24 protein-coding genes are annotated in these 23,008 nt (G+C 58.8%); 10 read left to right on the top strand and 14 right to left on the bottom strand.

Features of this window, described 5'->3' with window-relative positions:
- A partial coding sequence (locus F8R15_RS05365; protein WP_152843839.1) for a transposase domain-containing protein occupies positions 1 to 120 on the top strand: 120 nt, incomplete at its 5' end.
- Positions 121 to 362: 242 nt separating this feature from the next.
- On the opposite strand, the gene F8R15_RS05360 is transcribed toward F8R15_RS05365, so the two are convergent.
- Positions 363 to 1,238, bottom strand: a complete 876-nt coding sequence (locus F8R15_RS05360; protein ID WP_172976166.1) for a DUF4231 domain-containing protein — start codon at positions 1,236 to 1,238, stop codon at positions 363 to 365.
- Positions 1,235 to 1,744 (bottom strand): TIR domain-containing protein, encoded by a 510-nt coding sequence (locus tag F8R15_RS05355; RefSeq protein WP_216644107.1) that lies wholly within the window; start codon positions 1,742 to 1,744, stop codon positions 1,235 to 1,237. Before F8R15_RS05355 ends, F8R15_RS05360 begins: the two co-directional genes overlap by 4 nt.
- Before the next feature lie 1,023 nt (positions 1,745 to 2,767).
- Between F8R15_RS05355 and F8R15_RS05350 the strand changes: the two genes are divergently transcribed.
- The 4 genes from F8R15_RS05350 to F8R15_RS05335 all read left to right on the top strand — a co-directional run bounded on the left by F8R15_RS05350 (position 2,768) and on the right by F8R15_RS05335 (position 6,193).
- Positions 2,768 to 3,256 carry a hypothetical protein gene (locus F8R15_RS05350; protein WP_152843837.1) on the top strand — a complete coding sequence of 163 codons (489 nt, stop codon included), beginning with the start codon at positions 2,768 to 2,770 and terminating at the stop codon, positions 3,254 to 3,256.
- Between the two features lie 108 nt (positions 3,257 to 3,364).
- Entirely contained in the window at positions 3,365 to 3,805 is a 441-nt protein-coding gene (locus tag F8R15_RS05345; RefSeq protein ID WP_152843836.1) for a hypothetical protein, read from the top strand.
- 107 nt (positions 3,806 to 3,912) lie between these two features.
- Complete coding sequence (locus F8R15_RS05340; protein WP_152843835.1) at positions 3,913 to 4,248, top strand: hypothetical protein; 336 nt, start codon at positions 3,913 to 3,915, stop codon at positions 4,246 to 4,248.
- Between the two features lie 697 nt (positions 4,249 to 4,945).
- Complete coding sequence (locus tag F8R15_RS05335; RefSeq protein WP_152843834.1) at positions 4,946 to 6,193, top strand: tetratricopeptide repeat-containing protein; 1,248 nt, start codon at positions 4,946 to 4,948, stop codon at positions 6,191 to 6,193.
- 169 nt (positions 6,194 to 6,362) lie between these two features.
- Here F8R15_RS05335 and F8R15_RS05330 read toward each other — a convergent pair whose 3' ends face one another.
- From F8R15_RS05330 to F8R15_RS05320, 3 genes are all read right to left on the bottom strand, one after another.
- Positions 6,363 to 6,797: a TIR domain-containing protein gene (locus F8R15_RS05330; protein WP_152843833.1), complete on the bottom strand. Its 435-nt coding sequence runs from the start codon at positions 6,795 to 6,797 to the stop codon at positions 6,363 to 6,365.
- A gap of 260 nt (positions 6,798 to 7,057) precedes the next feature.
- Positions 7,058 to 8,416 carry a hypothetical protein gene (locus tag F8R15_RS05325; protein WP_152843832.1) on the bottom strand — a complete coding sequence of 453 codons (1,359 nt, stop codon included), beginning with the start codon at positions 8,414 to 8,416 and terminating at the stop codon, positions 7,058 to 7,060.
- A gap of 5 nt (positions 8,417 to 8,421) precedes the next feature.
- Entirely contained in the window at positions 8,422 to 9,657 is a 1,236-nt protein-coding gene (locus tag F8R15_RS05320; RefSeq protein WP_152843831.1) for a 26S protease regulatory subunit, read from the bottom strand.
- Positions 9,658 to 10,133: 476 nt separating this feature from the next.
- On the opposite strand from F8R15_RS05320, the gene F8R15_RS21425 reads away from it, so the two are divergent.
- Together F8R15_RS21425 and F8R15_RS05315 are read left to right on the top strand one after the other, a co-directional pair.
- Positions 10,134 to 10,304 (top strand): hypothetical protein, encoded by a 171-nt coding sequence (locus F8R15_RS21425; protein WP_172976165.1) that lies wholly within the window; start codon positions 10,134 to 10,136, stop codon positions 10,302 to 10,304.
- Positions 10,301 to 12,025 (top strand): recombinase family protein, encoded by a 1,725-nt coding sequence (locus tag F8R15_RS05315; RefSeq protein WP_152843830.1) that lies wholly within the window; start codon positions 10,301 to 10,303, stop codon positions 12,023 to 12,025. Before F8R15_RS21425 ends, F8R15_RS05315 begins: the two co-directional genes overlap by 4 nt.
- Here F8R15_RS05315 and F8R15_RS05310 read toward each other — a convergent pair.
- Positions 12,022 to 12,840 (bottom strand): inositol monophosphatase family protein, encoded by an 819-nt coding sequence (locus F8R15_RS05310; protein WP_078601622.1) that lies wholly within the window; start codon positions 12,838 to 12,840, stop codon positions 12,022 to 12,024. The two genes, F8R15_RS05315 and F8R15_RS05310, sit on opposite strands and share 4 nt — an antisense overlap.
- A gap of 146 nt (positions 12,841 to 12,986) precedes the next feature.
- On the bottom strand, positions 12,987 to 13,349 hold the full coding sequence (locus F8R15_RS05305; protein WP_078541876.1) for a helix-turn-helix domain-containing protein: 363 nt from the start codon (positions 13,347 to 13,349) through the stop codon (positions 12,987 to 12,989).
- A gap of 394 nt (positions 13,350 to 13,743) precedes the next feature.
- On the opposite strand from F8R15_RS05305, the gene F8R15_RS05300 reads away from it, so the two are divergent.
- A complete protein-coding gene (locus F8R15_RS05300; RefSeq protein WP_152843829.1) occupies positions 13,744 to 14,712 on the top strand; it encodes an NADPH:quinone oxidoreductase family protein in 969 nt (322 codons plus the stop codon).
- On the opposite strand, the gene F8R15_RS05295 is transcribed toward F8R15_RS05300, so the two are convergent.
- The gene (locus tag F8R15_RS05295) at positions 14,703 to 15,593 is read right to left on the bottom strand and encodes a LysR family transcriptional regulator (RefSeq protein ID WP_172976164.1); all 891 of its coding nucleotides are present in this window, start codon (positions 15,591 to 15,593) and stop codon (positions 14,703 to 14,705) included. The two genes, F8R15_RS05300 and F8R15_RS05295, sit on opposite strands and share 10 nt — an antisense overlap.
- An 81-nt stretch (positions 15,594 to 15,674) precedes the next feature.
- Here F8R15_RS05295 and F8R15_RS05290 point away from each other — a divergent pair, with 81 nt between their 5' ends.
- Positions 15,675 to 15,905, top strand: coding sequence for a DUF1127 domain-containing protein (locus F8R15_RS05290; protein WP_152843827.1), 231 nt, complete (start codon positions 15,675 to 15,677; stop codon positions 15,903 to 15,905).
- Between the two features lie 134 nt (positions 15,906 to 16,039).
- Positions 16,040 to 16,759 carry a Bax inhibitor-1/YccA family protein gene (locus tag F8R15_RS05285; protein WP_134330687.1) on the top strand — a complete coding sequence of 240 codons (720 nt, stop codon included), beginning with the start codon at positions 16,040 to 16,042 and terminating at the stop codon, positions 16,757 to 16,759.
- A 55-nt stretch (positions 16,760 to 16,814) separates the two neighbouring features.
- On the opposite strand, the gene F8R15_RS05280 is transcribed toward F8R15_RS05285, so the two are convergent.
- The 6 genes from F8R15_RS05280 to pstS all read right to left on the bottom strand — a co-directional run bounded on the left by F8R15_RS05280 (position 16,815) and on the right by pstS (position 22,788).
- On the bottom strand, positions 16,815 to 17,789 hold the full coding sequence (locus F8R15_RS05280; protein WP_152843826.1) for a type I glyceraldehyde-3-phosphate dehydrogenase: 975 nt from the start codon (positions 17,787 to 17,789) through the stop codon (positions 16,815 to 16,817).
- 79 nt (positions 17,790 to 17,868) lie between these two features.
- Positions 17,869 to 18,966: a transglutaminase-like domain-containing protein gene (locus tag F8R15_RS05275; RefSeq protein ID WP_152843825.1), complete on the bottom strand. Its 1,098-nt coding sequence runs from the start codon at positions 18,964 to 18,966 to the stop codon at positions 17,869 to 17,871.
- A gap of 69 nt (positions 18,967 to 19,035) precedes the next feature.
- A complete protein-coding gene (pstB, locus tag F8R15_RS05270; protein WP_253732416.1) occupies positions 19,036 to 19,815 on the bottom strand; it encodes a phosphate ABC transporter ATP-binding protein PstB in 780 nt (259 codons plus the stop codon).
- A 29-nt stretch (positions 19,816 to 19,844) separates the two neighbouring features.
- Positions 19,845 to 20,684 (bottom strand): phosphate ABC transporter permease PstA, encoded by an 840-nt coding sequence (gene pstA, locus F8R15_RS05265; protein WP_152843823.1) that lies wholly within the window; start codon positions 20,682 to 20,684, stop codon positions 19,845 to 19,847.
- 4 nt (positions 20,685 to 20,688) lie between these two features.
- Positions 20,689 to 21,657 (bottom strand): phosphate ABC transporter permease subunit PstC, encoded by a 969-nt coding sequence (gene pstC, locus F8R15_RS05260; RefSeq protein ID WP_152843822.1) that lies wholly within the window; start codon positions 21,655 to 21,657, stop codon positions 20,689 to 20,691.
- Positions 21,658 to 21,735: 78 nt separating this feature from the next.
- Positions 21,736 to 22,788, bottom strand: a complete 1,053-nt coding sequence (gene pstS / locus F8R15_RS05255; protein ID WP_152843821.1) for a phosphate ABC transporter substrate-binding protein PstS — start codon at positions 22,786 to 22,788, stop codon at positions 21,736 to 21,738.
- Between the last annotated feature and the right edge of the window lie 220 nt (positions 22,789 to 23,008).

Genomic DNA, 23,008 nt, shown 5'->3' with positions numbered 1-23,008 from the left:
AAGATCAACGGCGTCGAGCCCTTCGCCTATCTCAAGGCCACCCTCGAAGCCATCGCCGCCGGCCATCCGCAAGGCCGCATTGATGAACTTCTCCCGTGGACCTTCAAGTCGTCAAGCTGAACCTGGGGTGGGATGCAGCCGCCGCTTACAACGATTGCGTGAGGCTTGATGATAAAAGGCTGAAAGCCGTCACTGGCCGGAAGCACAATTGACCCACCAGGAAGGCCGGACATCCGGCGACGGCGAGCGCTAAATTTTGTCAAAGCTGGACTTACGAGAATTCAGGTGTAGCCGACTTATGCCCGTTTGGTGGCCCGCTGAGATACTTTTTTCACCTGTGCCGACTGTGTCGCAAGTATAGGTTACTCATTCTGACGTGCGACCCACTGTGTGTGTTCCCGAGAGAATGCACGTTCAGCCTCATTGACGAACTCAGAGAGTTCTTCGTCGTTCTGCACGCCATCAATCCGCGTCTGTATAATCCCAATCTCATGAGCGGTAAGGCTATAAGCCGATGCTAGTTCATTGAATTTCTTCGTTTGAACCCAACCGATTGTCGCGGATGCAGTCACCAAAAGTGGTTCCATTGGCCATATCGACCAAAGTTGAGGATCCAACGCGCGTACAATTGCTAAAATTATCGCGCTGCTTTGAACAATTATACAAAAGACTATCCATGCTATGAAATTTTGACGGTTTAGTTTTACCTTTGAAACATACCAAGCTCGCTGCTTGTCAATTCTTTCTTTGCGATAGAATTCACGACGGTCATCAAATGTAAGAGCACGAACCTTCTCCATCGCAGATGTGATCTGATCGCCTGACTTGGGTCTCCGGCTGATAGAATCACGGACATGACTGTTCGCGTCTAGTATCTCCTGAAGATACTGCGCGAAGGTTCGCTTGACTTTTCGTATTTGCGAAACATTTTTGAAGGGTTCTGCGCGCATCATGTAGCGCCATGTTGATGTCTTAATGGACTCTGCAAGTGCGCGACAGCCATACCAGTCTTTTTCTGGCTTCTTCACTGACAGGAATATCAACAAAGCCGTCGAAGCAAGAATAATAAATGCGTACGCTACGAGCACTCTGGGTGAACTCTCAAACCAGAGCGCGGCTGTCGATGCAGCGATGAGTAGTCCATACTGGACCCTGACCAGCCACAAGTAACTCAACTGTGCGGCGGCTGATGCCTCATCCGCTGACTGAAACAGTGCGGGGTAATCATCATGATTCAAAGCCCAAGATCCTGATAAGCCTTGTCCTTGTAGTGCCAGTTCTGGCCCTTTCCTTTGTAGGAGCTATAGTTGTCGCAGAAGTTATCCAGCGCGTACTTGATGATGCGCGCGTTATAGGAAACGTGGACAGCGTCCGCATCTCGAAGAAGCGGGGGGCAGCGATTGGCATCGAAGCTCCGCGCCTTATTGAGATTGACGGCGACGATTGGCAGTTCAAGCCGTTGGCAAGCCTCAATCTCCCAACGTACGAACCGATAGAGATTCTTGGTCGATTCCCCGATCAAAACGATCGCTTGTTTTGCGTTTGAAAATCGCTCACGAAGCTTTCGCTTCGTGTTTTCTTCACTTGATGCGTTGGCAATGGTGTTTAGGTCGTGAGCATCTTGGAAGTTGAAGTCCACGTTTTTGTTCTTCTTCCAACCTTTCATGTAGTAATAGGCCCAGATGTCGTTGTCGCCATCGAAAATTACGTAGGTCTTGTTTCGGTACCCCACGAGTAGCTCCACAAAAATCTCTAAACAGCAAATATCTTGCGCGGTAACGTAGAGCCTGCGCGGTAGTAGTTTCAAGAGTGAAGTTCGTAGCGTCTCCCAAGGGATGAGATTTTTCCAATATCCACCAAACCAAAGTCGTCGGACGGAGCCTGGCTGCGCGGAGGCCCGGCTCCACGCACTACAAGCGAGTTAACAGCTTTCACTGAGCCCCCGAGGCTGGCTACTCCAGAGTAGTCGAGCGACCGCACCAGGGACTCCGCGAGGCTCACGCGCCTCGCTCCAAGCAAAGTCCAATCCGCTGAATCTTCACTACGGCGTTTGGCAATGTGGCGAATGACGGAAATTTTCCGAAAACGGACATGACGTGTCAGCGAGTCTAACGCCCCTTTCGGGCCGATTTTGGAAGTCTGATGCAGACAACATCGTCTTTCGTTCTTCCCAACGACTGGACCGCCCGCCCTCCGAACGTAGCTGCACCACGCACTCCCTCGCTCCACACGCGATTGCGTAATTGGTGCGCAGGGCCATCTACTCACTAGACGGCCCGCGCAATCGTCCTTCGGCCGATAGCGCGTCCCGTGCGTTCGCTGGGGCACAGCCCCAGACCCGGCGCCGCTGCGCGCCGCATGGGGGAAGCTCCACATCCCCCAAACCCCCAGGGCAGGGATCGTTCGCCACTTTCCCTGCACCCTAAGGCGCCCATCCGGCGGACCGGGGGAGACTTTCGCCAATCTCCCCGGACCCTCTCGGCGTCCTTCCGACGGATCGAAGAGGCGTTCGCCACCCTCTCCGAGCTCTTCCGGCGCCCCCGGCGGGTCGAGAGGGATGTCACCCCTCTCGACGCTCTCCCCGGCATCCGCGCGATCTGCCCGCAGGCGAGCGATCAATGGGTCGTGGGAGGGCAGGCCTCGGCGCATGTCTTGCTTGCGTGCAGCGTCTTTGACGCACGCAATCAAGCCACGCCCCGAAGCCCCGTATCGGGTTCGTTGGTGAGGTTCGGCGCGTCGTTTTCCTTTTCAACGACACGAGGCACTCATGCTCCACGATCGATACCTTCGGCTGCTTCCGGGCGGCCAACTCAAGCCCGGCGATATCTTCCTCATGCGCTTCCCCTACGGCTCTGACCGCAGGCGCGACGGCGAGTTCGACATCCCGCCTGGCACGCGTCCCTGTTTGCTGCTCTCACGCGGGCTGATCGGCGATACACCGATGAACATCGTCGCGCCCGGTGTCAGCCCAGAGGGCCGGCTGCTGCGGGAAGATGACATCGTCATTGCTGATGACAATCAAGCGGCCGCTTGCGGGCTCTATCGTCCGACGATGTTTCGGGCATCGCATCGGCTCTTCATCGCGACCGGGTCTGACCTGTTCGAGCGCAATGCCCGCATCGGGCGCCTCGGCCCGGCGCAGCGCGAGCAATTCGAGGCGGTCGAGAAGCTGCTCGCAACTGCGCCGCGTGAAGTCCGGTCGCGGCTGAGGCCGCGTGGCGCGATCTACCGCCCGAAACCTCTCATCCAACCGTAAACCGCGCCGCCCATCGGGGCTGCAGCGTCCGTCCGCCTTCTGACCGAGGCGGACGGATCTTGCAGCCCTGCTTCGTCTCCTGAACCCAATTTCTCCGAAAGATCACACATGACCCACGATAAACACCCGTCCGAACTCACCGCCGAAGAGCTCCGCAAAGAGCGCAGCGTGCTCGCAAACGTCGTTCACGGAGCGACCGCGACGCCGTCCCCGAAAGACCTCGAGAACGCGCCGCTTCTCGAAGACTGGATGCTTTTCACTGGCTTCGACGACATCTCGCTCTTTGGCCGCCTGACGGAAGCCAACGGCCGAACGCGAACACTGATCACGCGAGCTCTCATCGCTCTCGATGACGATCTCGAATGGGCATTTCTCGAAGACGGCTACATGCGCCTCGGACCGCGTTTCTCCGTCGAAGAGTCCCCGCCGCATCTCGCGATGCGAGCCGTGGCGACAGATCTGAGAGGGATCCGCACGCAGCTCGAGGGGCAAGCATATTGGGCGCAGAAGGCGCTCGATGCGCTCGGCGAGATGCGCTGCGATGCGTGATTTCGCGATCGCGCAGAATGATCCTAATGGGATCGGCTGAACCGCAACCGCTGCGGCCCCTCGATGAGGGCCGCAGCGCCCGCAGTTCTGCTTTGAAAGGATGTCCGATGTTTCAGAAACCGAGTCTGATTGACGATGTGAACACGCTGGCAAGCGTGGCAATCGACGCTCTCGATGCGCTGCCGGCCGACGCTCTCCGCGGCGCGGAGTTTGATCGCGATTTTTGCGAACGACTTGTGGTCGAGGGCGACGTCTTTGGCGAGGGCTTCCGGGAGGCGGGTGCGGAGATTCTGCGCCACCTCGCGCGGATCGAACCCGAAGAACGATTTGCACGCGAACTCGATAGCGCGATGCGTCGACTTCGGGACGCGATCAACGGTTCCTATCGTACGGCCGTTGCTTTCGGCGTCGAGCACGCGAGCAGCATCCAGCGAGCCGCATGATGAAGATATGACGCCGAACGGGCTCGAAGAGATGGCGGTGGTAATCCGCCAGGGCGCGCCAACAAATCCTTTCCGCGAAATGCTCCAGACTCAACCGTAACCGGCGCGCCCAACCGCCCTGCAATACAACTGACGTCGAATTAGTGCCTTTGGTCAGAACGCTTTTTGATCGAGATGGTTCTTCGAACTAGACGCGACGCCCCATAATGGGCCTTCGTGGAAGGATGATGCGGAGAAGGTCTGCCCCCAGGGCAAAAGCGGCCACTGTCTTATGGCGGCACTGTGTCCGAATCCATGTCGCAGACCCGAGTGATCAGCATAGTGGCCCCGAGCATCTAAAACATGTTCGTATGCGCTAGAAAGGACGCCGTGCAACTTGCTCCTGAAACCTTCCTGCGGCATCAATCGTCAATCAGAAGCGAACGATGGTAGCTTGAGGAGTATGAAGAGAGCCGTGTTCTTCCTTCACTTAGTTCTGCCTGCGGCATCAGCCCCCCCCCCGAACGACCAACTTAGTGTCAGTGAAAACGGTGGGGTAGCGAAGTCCTTTCTTCAACGCTGAGTTCCATCGCCATGGACACGTTCAGGTTTAAGAAAAATTACGCCAGCACCGGACCATTCCGAGGCTATCGTCACTTGAGCCGCGAATTCCAACCCAGTAGGGTCCCTTTAGCAACATGTTAGAGAGCGAAATAGTATGGAAGCAGAAAAAAAAGTTTGCTTTGTAGTCATGGGATTTGGAAAGAAAACCGACTACGAAACAGGGCGGCTTTTGGATTTAGATGCGACTTACGAAGCGATTATTCAACCTGCTGTCGAGGCATGTGGGTATCGATGCATTAGGGCAAACGAAATTCTTCATTCTGGAATAATCGATGTTCGCATGTACGAAATGCTGCTTAGGGCTGACCTGGTAGTCGCGGATATCTCAACTGGAAATGTCAACGCCGTCTATGAACTCGGTGTGCGGCACGCACTCCGTCCCTACTCGACAATAATTATGAAGGAGAGGAAGGGGAGGTTGCATTTCGACCTAGATCATACATCGACTTTCATGTACGATCATTTGGGTGAAGACATTGGGCACAGAGAGGCTGCACGTGCGCAAGCGGAGCTATCGAAGTTAATAGAAGCTGCGTCAAAGTCCGAAACTCCAGATAGTCCAGTTTACACTTATATTCCATTTCTTAAGCAGCCCTACCTTACCGACGCTCAATATGAAGAGGTTTTGGAGGAAGCGGAGGAAGAACAGGAGCGTTTCTCAGACCTCTTGGATGCGGCCGAGACGGCTGCGCACGATTCTGATCATTGCGAAGCAGCGAAAAAATTTCGGGCGCTCTTGGAAATGCGCTCGGATAATCCTTACCTACGACAGCAGACTGCCTTGCATACTTACAAGTCGAAGCACCCGTCTGAACCTTTGGCACTAATGAAAGCTCTCCACATATTGGAACCCCTAGAGCCAGAAAACTCAAACGATCCCGAGACGCTCGGGATCGCCGGTGCGATTCACAAGCGCCTATGGTCCCACAACCATGATAAGGCGACCCTTGATTTTGCAATCCGTTTGTATGAGCGGGGATTTGATTTGAAGAATGATTACTACAATGGCGAAAATGCTGCCGTCTGCTATGAGACGAGGTCGACAATTCAGACGCAAGGTCGAGAGCGGCTTTTTGATCAAATGTCTGCTGGAAAAATTCGTGATAAAGTTATTAAAAATTTGCTGGAAGTGGTTGCATCCAAGAACTTTGAGGAACGATCTGACCAGCTCTGGGTATACGCTACATTAGCAAATTGCCACTTCGCCTTGGGGCGAGATGATGAGGGTGTTGCCTTTGAAGATAAGTTCTTCTCGCTTTCTCCGGCTAAATGGCAGAACGAAACCTATCTTTCGGGAAAAGAGAGCGTTTTGAAATATCGCGAAGGCCTAAGCATTCAGTAAATAGACTCATGTTTCTACTTCCGACAAGTCCGCAAGGCGTTATCCTGAGCGTATTGAGGCTCCGATTTGGTTGCAGTAGGAAGGGCGCATCTTTAATACATGCGCCCTTCCCAGAAAAACCTAATGGCTAGACGTCAATCTCGAATTCAACATTGGCCTAACTCTCGCTTTACTCGGGGATGTCAGCAACAGCCCTTGCCAGGGATGTGCTGCTCCAGCTCACCACTTGGTCTGCTATCTCTATCAAATCCTGAGGCGTTCGTTGTTGGCCGCGGCGGCGAATAGCTATTAACCTTTTTGGATAGTTAAACCCATGTTTGGCAAGATCAATCTCTTTCTGAATCCAGAATCTATTGTTAACGTACATCCCGGCAGGAACGATGACAGAGCTCGCTCTCGCAATTTGTGCCTGTAGAAGCGCAGTGAGCTTTCGTTCTCCAACCTCAGTATTTGGGTCCACAGCTGGGTCATGCTCGGGAACGCTATAATCGACGTAATCGAAATTTTTGACTTTTGTCTTTGCTATGTTTAGAAGATTGATAACTCCAGTGTATCGGTCGCTGTAAGACCAGGCGTGGCTAATGAATACATGGTATTTTGGCATGATCTTCCCTTTCTGATTTCTGATACGAAGCAAAGATGAATTGCCTCGTGCAAATTGTCGATAGTTAACCTTTTGGACGGTGATGCGGTACTCCCCAACCTTGGACCGCTGGAAGCGAGAATTTACCGGCTCTTGCGCCTTGCGAGCGCCCTGGTTTTCTAGTCAAAAGTACGGTTCTTGGGTCCCGTCCTCGGGTTTGGAGAAGGCTACAAGTCCGAAATAAGTGAATCGTAGGGAGTCACGGCTCGAAGAGCGGATATTCACCAATAAATTGCAACGACCTCGACATCCAAAAGATGGGTCTTCTCTTTTTTTGCCGCAGGAGGCGCAATTTCTGCTTTTTGCTGCACAACTCTCGAGGGCTGAGAGAGTAAGGGAATTTTTAGACTATTTCTAACATGTTCTCTTGCGGCCAAGTCGTCGTCAGAACTAATTTCGTGCTCCGTGATTTCTACAACTTTGTTCTTTACGCTCGCGAACGCTGCTCGCTGCCCCTCGGCTGTACTGTCATCAAACCAGAGGTCTGCAATAAAACGATCTAGGTCAGATATTTGATCAATATTAGAATCTTTGCCGACACGTTGAAGCAAAATATCTTTATATCTTCTTAGAGCAAGGACCATTTTATTAGTGTCTGCCGCAGGGCGATTTTCGAAATCCTCATTTGTCGATTGCATCATTGCTGCGCGAGTGGTCGCTTCGATTTGGTGAGATAAGTCAGGCGCAAATTCCTTGAAGATGTCTGCTGCTTTAATCGGGTTCCAGTTGTTCTGGATGTTCGACTTAGACAGCCTGCAAAGTATTGTAAATTCGTTGTCTGCAAAGAGAATTCGTCTGATGTCTTTCCAATACGCGAGGTGTTCAGTCACCCCCACTATTCGAAGGGGCTGCATCTCGATATCTAAACCTTTTATGGCATCACGATGAACGATAAGGTTCTCCTCACCTTTTACGACCACGTAATCTGAGACGACCCCATCAACAGGAATCAGACCCGCCAGAAGCTTACTGATTATCTTATTAGCGTTCCTTGCTTGATAGAGATCTAGGAAGTTTACTTGGTCGATAAATAAGACTGGACTTTCATCAAACATGTCGGAAAACTCTGCAACCATGGTGCTAATTTGGAAGATCCAAGATGCGGACAATCTGACTTTGAATTCTATAAGGTCACCTCTTTTTAAATCGGAGGCGGAATGAACCACATGAGAGAATTTTGTTGAGCGCAAATCTTCGATTGACTTGGCTCGTTCTGATACTTTGACAGGTTGTATTTTCCGCAGATAGTCTAGCTTGTGTAGTTCTCGGAAGAGCGATTGGGCGGTCGCCTTTCTGATAGTCTGGAGGGAATTGCTATTGGTTGTCTGAAAGCGCGAACGAACTTCGGCAGAGGGAGTTAAGGGGTTGTGAGTCGAGACCGATCCGGAGATTTCAGCACCTAGCTCATTTCCAGTTTGAGACGTAATATTATCGGTTATTTCTCCTTTTTGCGAGGCCAAAAGGCTGGCGAGGCTAACTTCATCCAAGTAAACAAACTCACGTAATGGTTCAGGTTCCGAATTCGAAATCCTTTTTTGTCTGCAAAAGCGTTGTGTTGCTCGTTGAAAAGCATTTTTCAAACTAATCATCTTTCTGATTTGCCATTCATCTTTCGCTCAGGGCGACGCGATACTCTTTCGAAGGCCTGCGCCAAATCCTCGCCAGCAATTTTTTCTCTCTTGTCCGATGCGGCAATGAGTGCTGCTTCGGTCCAAATCGATGTAAGTCGCGCCGCAGACCAATCATGTGCTCTCGTCGCAATCTCTACGAGCGGAAGATCGCTTGAGCATCGAATGCTCTGAGTCCCAATCGTAAGAATTTCAATTCGGTCGTCTAGACTGGGCAAGCCGAATTCGATCTCCCAGTCGAACCGTCCAGGCCGCGTCAGCGCCGGGTCGAGCGCCTCTGCACGATTTGTCGCGGCGATAACAACTGTCGCGTTCTTGTTGGTCTCGAAACCATCCATAAGTGTAAGAAACTGGGCAACCAAACGACGAGATGCCTCGTGGGAGTCTCCTGTGCGACTTTCCGCTATGCTGTCAATTTCGTCAAAAAATATGATTGCTTTCCCGCGATCGGAATTTTTCGCGTGTTCAAAAATTTTTCGAAGCAACTCTTCTGTGTCGCCAACCCATTTGCTTACGATTGCTGGGCCGCTTATATCATAGAAATCTGCCCCTGCTTGGTTGGCAATAATACGTGCGAGATGCGTCTTTCCTGTTCCTGGCGGGCCAGTAAAAAGTATTCCTTTGACAGGTCGAGCTCCTATCTTCTCCAGTTCATCGCGACGTTCGAGCTGTGTTTCGATCAACTCTTTAGCTCTCGCGACCACGCTGGGATATCCACCAAAATTTTCAAAGGATAGCCCGTCCGCTTGCGGCTTGACCAAGAAAGAAGCAGGCGACAATTCCTCTTCGGCTAAATGTTGGCGGGCTCGGATTGGCTCCTTGGAAATGATGCGAGTGATTGCGGAATTTCCGCTATCAAATTCAACTGTAAAATCAAGTTCCAAATTAAGACCATCTGGATTGCTCAGGACGATAATTGCACTTCCAGATTCGCCCAGAACTGTTCCGTCGCTCAGAATCTTTCTTACGATAGAAGTTAATTGAGAATGAGGCCAAACCTGAGCAGGAACTTTTTGAAATCCCCCTTCGTGAGCCAAAATAACATCATTTGCAGAAAACGAGCCAAAGTCAACATTGTTAAGCCGAGCGGTTCTGCCATCGGAATACCTAACAAAAACCGTGCCTGTCTCTTCATCAAGGTGGACAATTTTAAGTAATTCTCCCTTTATGGTTTCATCAGAATTTTCACACATATATTTCTTCTTGCTATGTCCAAGCGAGGAAAGATCTTAACATAAGTGACAGGGTAGAGGGAGCAGGCGCGGTCAGTAGGATCGGCAATCATGATAAAGATTCGCGAGGCTATTTCTAGCGTTAATGCTTAATTTTTTGCTACAGAATGGTTGTGCTGCGGCGACGGCGCTTGGACCCAGTGCTGGATCACCGCAAAAGATTTCGAGCTCGCGTTTTGCACCTCGCTGGTCAGCTAGATCCGCATTGCTCTGCACCAATTCGGTTCGTTCCTTAGGCAGCGGATCGCTACTTTCAACCTCTTCCAAAAGTGAGCGTGCCGTTGAGGAGACTGCTAGCGCAAGCTCGTTCGCAACGAACTTGAGCTTCTTGTGGTCCGCGTTGAAGCGCGAATTTCAGTTTTTTCGTGATCGCGTTTCCGCGCTCTGAGCGATGAACCCAGCTTCCTTAGTAGGACACCGACACTAAGGAGCTTGCCATGCCATTCGCCCACATCACAGCCGCCAACGATACGCTCGATGAAGCAACGATCGTGCCACCAGCCTGCAACGCGATCGCACGGTTGCTGGCGCGCGCTGTTGTCCGGGATCTCGCGAATACGATCCCCGCCAACAGGCGCGCCGCGCCTCAGAAGGAAGAAGCACAATGACGAAACGCGTCGCAATCTATGCTCGCTATAGCTCGGGTCTCCAAAAGCAAACGTCGATCGACGATCAGGTCGCCATGGCGGAGCGTTTTGCAGCCGAGCGCGGCTGGGTGGTGACCCATCGTTTCACGGATTACGAGAAATCTGGACGCAACACGCGCCGCGAAGGTCTCCAGGCGCTGTGTGCTGCAGTCAACGCGCGACAGGTCGATGCGATCGTCATCGAAGCCGTGGATCGTCTGACTCGCAAGATCGCGGACGCTCTCAATCACTACGAGCTGTTCCAGTTTCAGCAGGCCGAGCTCTATTCGGTTGCCGAGGGTCAACAGGACTTCTTCAAAGTTCTGATCAACGCGCTTGGCGCGCAGTTCTACTCGCAAATGATCGGAGAACACACGCGCCGCGGAATGGTTCAGGGGCTCACCAGGAAACGGCTTCACACGAGTGCTTATGGCTACCGCAAGCGTGACGGCGACGAAGGGCTCAACCGCGAGATCAATCCCGAGGAGGCCGAAGTTGTGCGCCGCATCTTTCGCGAGTTCGCGGACGGGCATTCGACGCAGGCGATCGTAAAGCGGCTAAATCACGATGGCATTCCGGCGCCGCGCGGTGGCACTTGGGATATCAGCACGATCCGAGGGAATCCGGCGCGGTTCGAAGGCATGCTGCGCAATCGCCTCTACATCGGCATTGCGAGCGTCGCGAAGACGTCACGCCGCTATCATCCCGAAACCGGGAGCAAGGAGGTCTACGAAACCCCGAGCGCGGCCACGGAGATCGAGATCCCGGCGCTGCGGATCATCGATCAAGATCTATGGAAGCGAGTAGAAACGCAGCTTGCGACCCAAGCCGTAAAAGCCAAAAGCAAGGGTAATCCCGTCGGGGCCCGGCGCAGCAAGCACCTGTTGAGCGGTTTGTTGGTCTGCGGCTGCTGCGGCGCGACCTATATAAAAGTTGGTCGAACGCATTTCGGGTGCCGCGAAGCCCGCAAAGGCGCGTGCGATAACAAGACGACCATCCACCGCGACCGGATCGAGGCGCGCGTCTTCGCGAAGCTCCGGGGTACCTTCCTGACGGCGGAACTGGCCGCAAGCTTCGACGCCGCGCTCAAGGCGGAGTACAAGCAGTTGGCGAGCGCCCAGGGCGCAGATGCCGCAACGCGGCTCGAGCGTCGTCTTAAGAAAGCGCGTACGGGCCGCCAGCGGATCTTCGAGGCGATTGAGCAAGGCGCACCCTACAGCGCTTACAAGGCGCGCGCGGAAGACCTCGAACGCGAGATCGCCGGTCTTGAAGCCGAGCTGGATCAGCATCAAGAAACCCGCGCAGTTCTGCCACAACTTCCGACCGACAGTGCCGCGCTCTTTGCCCGCGCCGTGCAGGAACTCGAGACTTTGCTCGCCGATCCCGAGCTCGTTCACCAGGCCAATGAGCATCTCCGAGAGCTGATAAGGCGGGTCGAGTTGAGACCCGACCCTGACGCACCCGATGCCCTTGCCGCCGAGATCCTCACCGATCTCGGCGCTTTGCTTTCCGCAGGGGGCGTTACGCCGAGCATCGTCGATATTTTCAGTGCCAAGCGGCAACTATCGGTCAGACAGGGGGCTCTGCCCCCTCTGTTCTGCCCTCCGCTCGCGCTTCGGGCGTTCGGCGGGGCGTCCTTCCACTGGAAGGCCGCTGATCCCGCCTCACCCCCCGGGATATTTTTGCCAAGAGGAAGACGTTAGCCGTTCAGCACGTCGAGCGCGGCGGCGTGGATCTCGGACGACGCGGCAGCAAGCACCTGTCCACCGCGATGGGCCGGACCGCCCTGCCAGTTGGTGACAAGGCCACCCGCCGCCTCGATCACCGCGATCGGGGCCGCGACGTCGTAGGGCTGCAGCCCGGCCTCGACCACCAGATCGATCTGACCGGCGGCGAGCAGCGCATAGGCATAGCAATCCATCCCGTAGCGCGTCAGCCGCACCTGCTGCGACAGCCGGGCGAAGGCCGCGCCTTCGTCGGGCGTGCCGACTTCGGGGAATGTGGTGAAAAGCGTCGCGCTGTCGAGCCCGCGCCCAGAGCGCACGCCGAGATCGCGCCCGCCATGCGGCCCCTCCAGCGTCGCCCGCCCGAAGCCGCCGGTGAACCGCTCTCCGATATAGGGCTGGTCGATCACACCCATCATCGGCGCGCCGGGACCATCCGCTTCCTCGGCGCATAGCGCGATCAGCACGCCCCATGTCGGCGTGCCCGAAAGGTAGCCGCGCGTGCCGTCGATCGGGTCGAGCACCCAGGTCAGGCCGCTCTCGCCACGGGTCACGCCATGTTCTTCACCGTAGATGCCGTCTTGCGGGCGGCGCTCCGCGATCAGGGCGCGCATCGCGGCCTCGGCGGAGCGGTCAGCCTCGGTCACCGGATCGAAACCGCCTTCGAGCTTGTTATCCGCACCGATCCCACCCACGGGCCGGAACTGCGCCAGGGTCTCGCGACGGGCGCAATCGGCAAGGTCATTGGCCAGCGCGGCGAGCGCCGCACGGGTATCGGTGTCGAGATCAAGCATCGGTGTCCTCCCCGGGCCGCACCGTCACCGCAACCGACCCCCAGAAATGAGATAAGGGGAGCGGTAACCGCCCCCCTTCTCCGGGTCAAGCTGCCGACCGCCCCACATTCGGTCGCCAGTTGCGCCTAAACTCGTCTGCGTGGCGCTCAGGCCGCGTCGGACAGAACCTTGGCCAGTTCGAACAGCCGGCGGCGCTGCGCCTCCGGGATCGCGTAGTAGGAACGCACGAGCGCGAGCGCCTCCTTGTCGGACAGAATATCCCCCGCCACTTCCGGTTGCATCCCGCTGTCTTCCGCGAGCCCCTCGAAGAAGAACGAGATCGGAACCTCGAGCGCATCCGCGATATCCCAGAGACGCGACGCCGAGACGCGATTCATCCCGGTTTCGTATTTCTGAATCTGCTGGAATTTGATCCCAACTTTGTCCGCAAGCTGTTGTTGGGTCATCCCAATCATCCAGCGCCGGTGCCGGATCCGCTTGCCCACGTGGACATCAACCGGATGCTTCATACTCTTTCCCCTTTAAGCCAATTTCACCCGCAAACTACCGTGCGCTGAGTGTGGCCTGCGCGGGTAAAATCGCAAACCTGTCTAAAAAGACAGGGAATTTGCGGCTTTCCGCAGCACACCTAACCTAAAGGATAGGTCGCCCGCTATTCGCCTTCCGCGTGTTTTGCGATTTGCAAATCAGCGACTCAGGTGCCGTAGGGGAAGATGGTGGCGCTAACCGGTCTTTCACGAGGGATTGATTCGCGCGTCAACCCGCGGATCGGACCTGCCGCGGGGTCGCTTCCGGCGCCAAATGTGCGGGCTGGTCCTGATCTCTCGCGCGGTTTATCACGGACGACGAAGGGTCCAACCGCTTGGCCGACCCGCCTCGAGACACAACCTGCCGGAGCATTCGATGCGCGCCTATGTTCAGACCGCCCCCGGGCAACGCCCCGAGCTGACCGAAATCCCCCTGCCCGCGCCGGGACCGGGCGAGGTGCAGGTGGCCATCCGGGCCTGCGGCCTGAACTTCGCCGACCTGCTGATGATCGAGGGGAAATACCAAGACACCCCCACCCCGCCCTTCACGCTCGGGATGGAGCTCGCGGGCGAGGTCATCGCGGCGGGCGAAGGCTGCACCCTCGCTCCGGGCACCCGCGTCGCGGTCTTTGCGGGCCAAGGCGGACTGGCGGAGGCGGGCAATTTCCCGGAAAGCCGCTGCACCCCAATGCCGGACGCGATGAGCTACGCGCAGGCGGCGGCCTTCCAGATCGCCTATGGCACCAGCCATGTGGCACTGGAGACGCGCGCAAATCTCGCCGAGGGCGAGACTCTGGTGGTTCTGGGCGCGGCAGGCGGGGTCGGTCTTACCGCGGTCGAGATCGGCAAGAAGATGGGCGCCCGGGTGATCGCCTGTGCGCGCGGCGAGGCGAAGCAGAAAACCGCGCGAGACGCCGGAGCCGATGAGACGCTCGACAGCGAGAGCGACGACCTCAAGGGGGCCATCAAGGCGCTTGGCGGCTGCGATGTCGTCTATGACGCGATCGGCGGCCCGGCGGGCGAAGCGGCGTTCCGCGCGCTGAAGCCCGGCGGGCGCTATCTCGTGATCGGGTTCGCCAGCGGCAGCCAGCCGAAACTGCCGCTCAACCACGCGCTGGTGAAGAACATCGCGATCCACGGGCTCTACTGGGGCGGCTATCTCAAGCTCGACCCGCAGGTGCTGACCGGCTCGATGGCGCGGCTGTTCGACTGGTTCGCGCAGGGCGGGCTGACCCCGCATATCGGCGCGATCTATCCGATGGAGCAGATCCCGGACGCGCTGGAGGATCTGCGCGCGCGCCGCTCCACCGGCAAGCTGGTCATCGAGATCGGCGCTCAGGCATAGGCCTCGCGGAGCATGGCGCGAAACGCATCGACCGGATCGCCGGTCAATCGGCCCGTGTCGTAGAAACAGATGCGCGAGCGGCCAATTGCCGGCAGGCCGCTCTCGGGCCCCAGGGCCACGCAGCCCAGCGGGATATATCGCGACAGCCGCACCGCGACGCCCATATCGGCCGCCACCGTTGCGCTCGCCATTTCGTCGGATTGCCCCTCGAAAGCGGATTTCGCCTCGATCCCGACCGATTCAAGCGCCTCCAGTGCCGCGTCATAGAAGGCGCAGCTTTCCTCGATCGACAGCATCAGCGGGCGCTCGCAAAAGGCCCGACCCAGCTGCGCACCGATCCAGACCAGATCATCGGAAGCCAGCACCTCGGCCTCGTGTCCGGGCTTGTCTTCGGTGGTCAGGATAATATCGAGCTCCCCCGCATCGAACATCCGGCGCAGCACCGACGAACGGCGCGAAACAAGCTGCAGGCGCACCATCGGCCATTGCTCGGCCATCGCGCGCAGCAGGCCCGGCATTTGCGGGCTGACCAGATCATAGGGCAGACCGAACCGCACGGTCACCTCGGCGTCCGCCGCGCGCAGTCGCGCCAGCGCCGCATCGTTCTCGGCACAGATCCGGCGGGCGTGGTCCAGAAGCGAGCGCCCCGCGCGGGTCAGCGCCATCTTGCGGTTCGCCCGGTCGAAGAGACCTTTATCGAGCGCCTCCTCCAACCGGCGGATCTGCATCGAGACCGCCGATTGCGTCAGGTTCAGAAGTCGCGCCGCCTGCGTCACCGACCCGGTCTCGGCGACCGTGAGAAGCGCCCGCAGCGCGGCGATATCGAGGTTTTGCGCCATGTCCGCCCAGTCCGCCCATACATCACGTTTCGTGATGCTCAATAGCACAATCATTCGTTTTCATCATCAATAAACTTGCGCCATCCTTCTCGGCAGGAACGATCTGCCACGGAGGATGAGACGATGACCTTCCTGACCCGGCGCAACGCCGCCTGCTGCGCCCCTGCCCGTCCCGCCCGGCGCGGCTTCTTTGCGACCCTCGCTCGCATGGCCGCCTATCACCGGTCGCGCCGGGCGCTCGAGCGCCTTGATTCAAGGCTTCTCGACGACCTCGGGCTAAGCGAGACCGAGGCCGCATTCGAGGCGCGGCGCCGGATTTGGGACGCCCCCGATCACTGGCGCGCGGGCCGCTGAGACAAAAGACGTGAAAACAGTGTGAAAGGGCGCATTTTCAGGCAGCCCCAAATCTTGAATTTCGGGGCTGCTCTGCCAATATCGGTACCGAAACCGGTCCGAGGGACGACCGGGAGACATAGTTGGAGGTGCTGATGGCTGATTTCGAAACGATGCGGACCCCTCGTGCGGGCACGCGTCAGGCTGCGATTGACGAGGGTCTTCGCGCACATATGAACAAGGTCTACGGGCTTATGTCGCTGGCGATGCTGGTGACCGGGGCCGTGGCGTTTGGTGTGGGTACGAACCCGGCGCTCGTTGCCGCGATCTTCGGCTCGGGCCTCAAATGGGTTGTGATGCTGGCTCCGCTGGCGATCGTCTTCGCCTTCGGTGCGATGATCAACAAGATGTCGACCAGCACGGCGCAGATCGTGTTCTTCGTCTATGCCGCGCTTATGGGGCTGTCGATCAGCTTCATCTTCGCCGCCTATACCGGCATCTCGATCGCGCAGACCTTCCTCGTGACGGCGATCTCCTTCGCGGGTCTTTCGCTCTACGGCTACACCACGAAGCGTAACCTGAGCGCGATGGGTTCGTTCCTGATGATGGGTCTGATCGGACTGATCGTCGCCTCGATCGTGAACATCTTCCTCGCCTCCTCGGCGATGGCCTTCGCGATCTCGGTGATCGGCGTTCTGATCTTCGCGGGCCTCACGGCTTACGACACGCAGAACATCAAGAACACCTACCTGCAGCTCGCGGCCAGCGACTCGGAGTTCATGGGCAAAGCCGCCATCATCGGCGCGCTGCAGCTCTACCTGGACTTCCTGAACCTGTTCATGTTCCTGCTGCAATTCATGGGCAACCGGAACTGATCCGCGCCCAAGCCAGACAGTGAAAGCCCCGCCCATCCGGCGGGGCTTTTTCATGTCAGCCCATCCGCAGTGCCATATCCAGCATCCGGTTGGAGAAGCCCCACTCGTTGTCATACCAGCCAAAGACCCGGATCAGCCCGTGCTGGGTCGCACGGGTCTCGGGCAGCGCCATGACGATGCTCTCGGGGCGCGCACGCAGATCGGTGGAGACGAGGGGCTTCCCGGTCGTGCCGATCACGCCACCCGCGCCTTGCAGCACCGCGTTGACCTGTTCGACCGTGGCGGGGCGCTCGACCGTCACCGCCAGATCGACCGCCGAGACAGAGGCCGTGGGCACCCGCACCGCCTGCGCGATCAGGCGACCGGCGAGATCGGGCAGCACCTCTTCCATCAGCTTGCCCGCCGAGGTCGTCGTCGGCACCATCGAGAGCGCCGCCGCGCGCGAGCGCTCCATCGGGCCGCGTGGTTTGTCGACCGTGGGCTGCGAGCCGGTATAGCAATGCACCGTCGTCATCGAGCCGGTGACGATCCCGAATTCCGCATCGATCAGCCGCGCCAAGGGGGCCAGCGCATTCGTCGTGCAGCTTGCGTTGGAGACGATCTTCTGCCCGTTCAGCGCCGCGTCATTGGCGCCCAGAACCACCGTGATCTCGGCCGCTTTCGCAGGCCCCGAAATCAGCACGCGGGCTGCGCCGCCTGCGATCCCCTGCCCTGCGATCTGCGGGCTGTCGGCGCGGCCGGTGCATTCCATCACCAGATCGACATCCGACAGATCGAGCGCGGAGATATCATCCGCCCGGTGCAGCGCGATCCGGGTGCCGTTGATCACCAGCGCACCCGGCTCCAGCGCAACACTCCCGCGCCACGGGCCAAACACGCTGTCATATTCGAACAGGTAAGCGAGCATCTCGGGCGCTTCGATATCGTTGACGCCCACGATCTCCAGTCCCGGCCAGCGCGCAGGCGCCTCCGCCCAGGCGCGCAGCACCGAGCGACCGATCCGTCCGAACCCGTTTATGAAAACACGCATCTGGCGCACCTCCTGCAAACGCCCTTAGCGCCGCAGGGCGCCAAGGGAAAGTGCGCGATTGTCACCGATACGAGAGACTTCAGGCCGACAGTTCGTGCGCGGTGATCTGATAGGTGAAGTCCTTGGCGTCGAGATAGTCGCGGCGTTTGCCGTCGATCTCGGCCTGCGGATACATCAGATAGGGCAGCTCCGGTCCGTCCGAGCCCGGCAGGTCCACGTCATGCGCGTAGTTATAGCCAACCCAGTTGCCTTCCCATGCGCCGAACAGCTTCGCGCGCACGTTGACCACCTTCGGGTCTTTGAGCCCCAGATGGCCCTCGCCTTCCTGCAGCATCACCTTGCGCACATCGGCCGCGTCGGCAGGCACCCAGCCGAAGCCGCTCAGCCAGACTTCCGAGCGACAATGCTGCGCGCCGGTGGCATCGTCGGATTTCAGACCGAGGCTCTTGTAGCCGAAGCGCGAGGGCGCGACGCGAATGCCATAGACATCACGTGCGGGCAGACCGGCGGCACGTGACAGCCCGACGAAGAGCGCGTTGAGATCGGCGCATTTGCCCGACAGATCGCCCGAGGTCAGCATGAAAGAGATATCGCCGAGACCGCAGCCCGGTGTCTTCGGGTTGCGCACGGTGTTCTCGACGATCCACTCGTAGATCGCGCGGGCTTTCTCGAGATCGCCAGTCTTCCCGCGGGTAATCGAGTCGGCGGTCTGCTTCACGATCCCGTCGGTCGGCAGCAGCTTGGTCGCCGCGGTGAAGCGCGCGCGCTCGACCTCGTCGAGCGGCTCCACGTCGCCCGGTTTGCTCAGATCGACCACGAAATCCTGCGTCTGCGCCTGCGTGGTCAGGGTCAGCGTACGCGGGCCGTCGGAGGCGCCCCAGACCGCATGCACCATCGGCGTGCCGCTGTTGGGCGCGTTCACGATCTGCACCTCGTCCGCATCGCTTTCCCAGTTCACCGCGCCGGGCTTCATCCAGCCGTCGCCATGAACCGAGGGTACCGGCACCCAAAGCTGCGCCGTCTCGCCACCGCCGGGCAGGCTGACCTTGGTGACCAGCTCGAAGGTGCGCCAGCCCGTGGGCTTGGGGTCGAACGCGGCCATCGCGCCGCGCGGGCTTGCCGCCAGCGCCATCGAAGCCGCGCCGAGTTGCAGAAGACGCCGTCTGTTCAAAGCCATGTCACCACTCCGCTGGATACTGGCCGCCTTCTACGCCCGCGTCCCTGCAAGAACAAGGCGACAGTGCGATCAGCCGAACCGCCCGGTGATGTAGTCCGAGGTGCGCTCGACCCGCGGGCGGGTGAAGATTTGCGCGGTCTCGCCCTCTTCGATCAGCTCGCCCAGATACATGAAGGCGGTGCGGTCGGAGACGCGGCTCGCCTGCTGCATGTTATGGGTGACGATGGCGATGGTGAACTGCTCCTTGAGCTGGTGGATCGTCTCTTCCAGCTTGCCGGTCGAGATCGGATCGAGCGCGGAAGCCGGCTCGTCGAGCAGGATCACCTCCGGCTCCACCGCGATGGTGCGCGCGACGCACAGACGCTGCTGCTGGCCGCCCGAGAGCGACTGGCCCGAGCTTTGCAGCTTGTCCTTCACCTCGTCCCAGAGGGCCGCCCCTTTCAGCGCCGCCTGCACCCGGTCGTCGATCTCGGATTTCGCGTAATTCGCGAGGCGCAGGCCGAAGGCGATATTCTCGTGGATCGTCATCGGGAAGGGCGTGGGTTTCTGGAACACCATGCCGACCTTCGCGCGCAGCCGGTTCAGATCGACCTTCTTGCCGAGGATATTCTCGCCATCGAGCAGCACCTCCCCCGTCGCGGTCTGCTTCGGATAGAGGTCATACATCCGGTTGAGTACGCGCAGGAGCGTGGACTTGCCGCAACCCGACGGGCCGATGAAGGCGGTCACACGGTTCTCGGGCAGGTCGAGATTGATCGATTTCAGGGCTTTGAAATCACCGTAGTAGAAATCGAGGTTCTTGATCGAGATGCGCGATTTCGGCGCGGGATCCACCCCGTCGAAGGTCATCGGAGAGCGTTCGCGAGTGAGGGTATCCATCAGTGTTTCTCCTTCTTGGAGGTGACGAGGCGGGCGACAATCGACAGCGCCAGCACCGCGACGGTGATGAGAAGTGCGCCTGCCCAGGCAAGGGCTTGCCAGTTGTCATAGGGCGAGAGCGCGAATTGGAAGATGGTGATCGGCAGCGAGGCCATCGGCTGCGTCAGATCGAGGCTGAAGAAGTTGTTCGACAGCGCGGTGAAGAGAAGCGGCGCGGTCTCGCCCGAAATCCGGGCGATGGCCAGCAGCACGCCGGTCACGATCCCCGCCATCGCCGCCTTGTAGGCGACCGTCCGGATCACGACCCACCGGGGCCATCCCATCGCAAGCCCCGCCTCGCGCAGCTGATCGGGCACGAGGCGCAGCATGTCCTCGGTGGTGCGCACGACGATCGGGATCACGAGGATCGCCAGCGCGACCGAGCCCGCAAGCGCCGAGAAATGCCCGAGGCTGACGACGAGCACCTGATAAACGAAGAGGCCGACGATGATCGAGGGCGCCGACAGCAGGATGTCGTTCACGAAGCGGATCACTTTCGACAGCTTCGCATAACGCCCGTATTCGGCCATGTACGTGCCGGCAAGGATGCCGATCGGCGTCCCGATCGCCACCGCGATCGCCGACATGATCACCGAGCCGAGGATCGCATTGCGCAAGCCCCCCGGCTCCATCGGCGAGGGCGTGTCTTGCGTGAAGACGGCGAGGTTCAGCGCGCTCGCTCCCTTGTAGAGCAGGTAGAGCAGGATCACGGCCAGCACGAAGAGGCCGAGCGCCGCCGCCCCCGTGGACAGCGTCATCATCACCGCGTTGACGGTCTTTCTGCGGGTCATCGAAGCCATGATCTTACGCTCCCGACTTTTGCTTCATGCGCTTGAGCATCCACTGGGCCGCGGCAAGCACGATGAAGGTGAGGATGAACAGAACGAGACCCAGCGCGATCAGCGACGAGGTGTAGATCGGCGTCGTGGCCTCGGTGAATTCGTTGGCGATCGCCGCCGAGATCGTGGTGCCCGGCGCGAGGATCGAGCCCGAGATGCGATGCGCGTTGCCGATCACGAAGGTCACGGCCATCGTCTCACCCAGCGCGCGGCCAAGCGACAGCATGATGCCGCCCACCAGCGCGGTGCGCACATGCGGGATCACAATATGGCGGTTCACTTCCCAGCGGGTCATGCCCATGCCATAGGCGCTTTCGCGTAGCATCGGCGGCACCGTCTGGAAGATGTCGCGCGCGAGCGAGGCGATGAAGGGCAGGATCATCATCGCGAGGATCAGCCCCGCGGTCAGCATCCCGATCCCGTAGGGCGGGCCCGCGAAGAGGGTGCCGATCACCGGGACATGGCCCAGCGTGTCGATCAGGAAGGGCTGGATATAGCTCTGCATGAAGGGCGCGAAGACGAAGAGCCCCCAGATGCCGTAGATGATCGAGGGAATGCCCGCGAGCAGCTCGATTGCGATCCCCAGCGGGCGACGCAACACGCGCGGGCAGGTTTCGGTCAGGAAGATCGCAATGCCAAGCCCTACCGGCACCGCGATGACCATCGCGATGATCGAGGTGACGACCGTGCCGTAAAGCGGCGCCAGCGCGCCGAACTTGTCGGTCACCGGGTTCCATTTCGCGGTCCACAGGAACGACAGCCCGTATTCCTTAAACGCCGGCCACGCCCCCAGGACGAGCGAGGCGAACACGCCCAGGAGAACCAGCAGCACCACCACCGCAGCGGCCAGCGTCAAAGAGCCGAATATCCGGTCGGACTGGGCCACCGGGCGCGTGCTCTTCACGCCGCTGTCGTAATCGCTTGTCGCCGTCATCGCGCACTCCACTCAAAATCGCAGAAAGGGAGGGCCGCAGATGCAGCCCTCCCCCGTAGGTGTTTATGGCAGGAAGGATCAGTGGTTCATCGACCAGACAGCGTTGCCGTCCTTGCCTTTGATCTGACCCCATTCTTTCTTGATCTGAGCCACGACGTTTTCGGGCATCGGGATGTAGTCGAGCTTGGCTGCCGCGTCACCTCCGTTCGCATAGGCCCAGTCGAAGAACTTCAGCGCTTCGGTCGAAGCTGCACCGTCCTTGGCATCCTTGTGCATCAGGATGAAGGTCGCCGCGGTCATCGGCCAGGTCTTGTCGCCCGGCTGGTTGGCGAGGATGACGCCGAAGCCCGGCTGGCTCGACCAGTCGGCATTGGCGGCGGCTGCGGCGAAGGCTTCGGCTTTCGGCGCGACTTTCTTGCCTGCTTTGTTGATCATGTCCGTGTAGGTCATGTTGTTCTGCAGCGCGTAGGCATATTCGACATAGCCGATCGAGTTCTTGGTCTGATCGACGTTCGCAGCCACGCCCTGGTTGCCCTTGGCGCCAAGACCCACCGGCCATTCGACAGCGGTCGAGACGCCGATGTCGTTCTTCCAGGTCTCGTCGACCGAGGCGAGGTAATAGGTGTAGTTGAAGGTGGTGCCCGAACCGTCCGAACGGTGGACAACGGCGATCGCCGCGTCGGGGAGCTTCACGCCTTCGTTGAGCTTGGCGATGGCCGGATCGTTCCACTTGGTGATCTTGCCTTCGTAGATTTTCGCCAGCGTCTCGCCGTCGAGAACCAGCTCGCCCGGCTTGATGCCGTCGACATTCACGACCGGGACGATGCCGCCCATGACGGTCGGGAACTGAACCAGCGTGTTCTTCTCCAGCTCGTCGCCGCCCAGCGGCTTGTCCGAGGCGCCGAAGGTCACGGTGCGGGATTCGATCTGCTTGATGCCGCCGCCCGAGCCGATGGCCTGGTAGTTGAGGCCCGTGCCCGTCTTCTCTTTGTAGGTTTTCGCCCAAGCCGAGTAGATCGGATAGGGGAAGGTCGCGCCGGCGCCGGAGATGTCGGCGGCCTGCACCGCGGCGGCCGAAGCCAGCGTCGCACCGGCGATCGCGGCGGTGAGGGTGAGGCGGGTGATGAACATTGAACAGTCCTCGCTGTCAGAATTCGGAAGCTATGAACGCGGTAACGAAACTCGTCCCGTCCGCTGGGTGCACTCATGACGGGGCTTTTTGACAGCTATGTAACAGTCGCGATTGCGTGACAGAGCGTGATAATCTGGCGTTTTTAGGGGCTTCGGGATCACGATCCCCGCTGTGCGCAAACTCCTGAAATGGCAGGGAACAAGACGCTTTCACACGCGT

This window comes from Thioclava sp. JE_KL1 (genome assembly GCF_009296265.1).
Classification (GTDB): Bacteria; Pseudomonadota; Alphaproteobacteria; order Rhodobacterales; family Rhodobacteraceae; genus Thioclava.
The sequence above is the reverse complement of the archived record's forward strand: the minus strand, read 5'-3'. Positions and strand labels throughout refer to the sequence as shown.